General features: G+C 44.4%; 2 protein-coding genes. Both read left to right on the forward strand.

Annotation, left to right across the window (positions count from 1 at the left end; genetic code table 11):
- Window positions 1-300 precede the first annotated feature (300 nt).
- Entirely contained in the window at window positions 301-1,929 is a 1,629-nt protein-coding gene (locus V6C11_RS15245) for a glycosyltransferase family 2 protein (protein WP_333532059.1), read from the forward strand.
- A gap of 34 nt (window positions 1,930-1,963) precedes the next feature.
- Window positions 1,964-2,326, forward strand: coding sequence for a hypothetical protein (locus tag V6C11_RS15250; protein WP_333532060.1), 363 nt, complete (start codon window positions 1,964-1,966; stop codon window positions 2,324-2,326).
- The last annotated feature ends 65 nt before the right edge of the window (window positions 2,327-2,391 follow it).

The following is a 2,391-nucleotide window of genomic DNA, read 5'->3' on the forward strand; positions in this document are numbered from 1 at the left end:
TGCTTGAATTCAGCACTGTATTGTTTCTTATGCTTTCCCATTAAACAGTTCCTCCTAGTTAGTTTTAATTTTACACTAAGCTAGGAAAAATCTCTATTTTGGTTGTCCTATTTTTATTCTAGCAGCACCCTGCGGTCCAATATTGACCGAAGGGGGAAGAAAACAATTGACAATAATGAAACTGACATATGGTCATACATACAGAGCAAGCAGTCAGGGACAAGATACCAGGTCAATTATGATGTTGCAGCAACCTGTGTCCTAAAAAACAGGGAGAAAATCAAAATCCAAGGGACGGGTGTGGATATTTCCACGACCGGAATCCTGATTAAGCTGAATGCGGAAGAACATCTCCTGAAAATTAAGGAATCAGAAAAGATAACATTAAAGTTTGAAATCCTGCCAGGGAGCATGCCGGAAGGCTATGAAATGAACGTCCGTGTAGCTGCTAAAGTGGCCCGATCCTGGATCGCGGAGGATGGCGCTTGCTTTTGCGCCTTTGAGTTCCTGACGACCCTGGCCCAGTATGCCAATCGTAAAAAAGGCAGGGTTGTACTATTTATGTCGAGCCTTCTGCTGTTGTTCATCACGATTTTTATCCTGCTCATGAGAGCGGAAAGCATCCTGTATTTTAAGTTTAATAAATTTCTATATATGTACAGTATCATTGCCGCCGCCTTTTTGCTCAGCCGTTACTTTTTTGGTGCGTTGTACCGACCGATGGATATTAATCCGGATTTTACGCCAGGGGTCACGATCATTATTCCATGTTTTAATGAAGAGACATGGATTGAAAGGACCATCAACAGCTGTATGAATCAGGATTATCCAATCGATAAGCTGGAAGTGATCGTGGTGGATGACTGCTCCAATGATCATTCCGTGGAAGCCATAAAAGCTGCTATTGAAAAGCTCCATAATCAGGCCGGGTGGTTTAGGACCGAGGAACGGCTAAAGTATGTCGTACAGGAAAAAAACGGCGGCAAACGTGAGGCGCTGGCACGGGGCGCCCTTATGGCAAAGCATGAGCTTATTGTTTTCGTGGACTCCGACAGCTTCTTAGACCCCTATGCCATACAAAATCTGGTTCAGCCGTTCCAGGACCCTAAAATGGGTGGGGTATCGGGAAGGACGGATGTTGCCAATACCTATACCAATGCCCTTACGAAAATGCAGTCGGTCCGGTATTATATTGCCTTCCGGATCATGAAATCGGCGGAGGCCTATTTCGATGCCGTGACCTGCCTTTCCGGCCCCTTGTCCTGTTATCGCAAGGATCTCGTACTGGAGAATATGGATGAATGGCTGAATCAGAAGTTTTTAGGGCAAAAAGCCACCTTTGGCGATGACCGGAGCCTGACCAACTTTATACTGCGGAAACACAGGACCAGTTATCAGGATACGGCCGTATGCCATACCATTGTGCCGAATTCCTACAAAATCTTTCTAAAGCAGCAGATGCGCTGGAAAAGGTCCTGGCTCAGGGAGTCCGTCATCGCGGGAAGCTTTATCTGGAAGAAGGAACCCTTTACATCCGTTTTCTTTTATATGGGCTTGGTTGTTCCCATCGCCGCCCCGATCGTTGTGTTATACAACCTGGTCTATGTACCGATTCTGCACCGGGTATTTCCTACAACCTTTTTGGTAGGTTTGCTGATGATGTCAATGTTAATGAGCTTTACCCAGTTGTTTTTCCGCAAAAGTACTACCTGGCTGTTTGGGATGCTGTTTTGCATTTACTATGAAGCTGTACTGCTTTGGCAGATGCCCGTGGCCTGGGTTACCTTTTGGAAATCAACCTGGGGAACCCGGATGACGCTGGAGGATATAGAAGCGGAAAAACGAAAAGCGGAAAAACGAGACGAAAAGAACCAAAAGAAACAAAAGAAAGTAAAGGCATTAAGTTCTCCCGTTGAAAAATCCTCTTAGGAGATCACTTGGGCAGGAAAGGAGCCATGCGAAATTGAAAGCAAAGAAATTTTCACCACAACGGAAAAACAGAAAAAAAGCAGTCCGAAGTATCGTGGAAGGTATTATTCTACTGCTCATATTGGTGACAATTATTCGGGTTCTTTTGCCATCGAGAGGATTTCTTCCGGTTTCCGAGGATGAAAAAATCCAAACAGACCGAGGGTTTATTGCCATTTCCTATTTCGGTGTTGATCCGACTGGAGATCGGACATTAATCAGCACCAAGCGATTGGAAGAGCAACTAAAGGCGCTGAAAGCTTCTGGCTATGTTGCTATTAGCCAGCAGGATATTATGGTCTTCTGTCAAGATATCGGACAAGTTAAAAGTAGAAATATCCCTAGTTTATTGTTTTAACATGCTAAAGCACTTTCGAAATCATAAGGTGATATCATGCCACAATGTTCATGAATTCTAACAGT

The organism is Desulfotomaculum sp. 1211_IL3151 (assembly GCF_036763075.1).
Taxonomy (GTDB): domain Bacteria; phylum Bacillota; class Desulfotomaculia; order Desulfotomaculales; family Desulfotomaculaceae; genus Desulfotomaculum.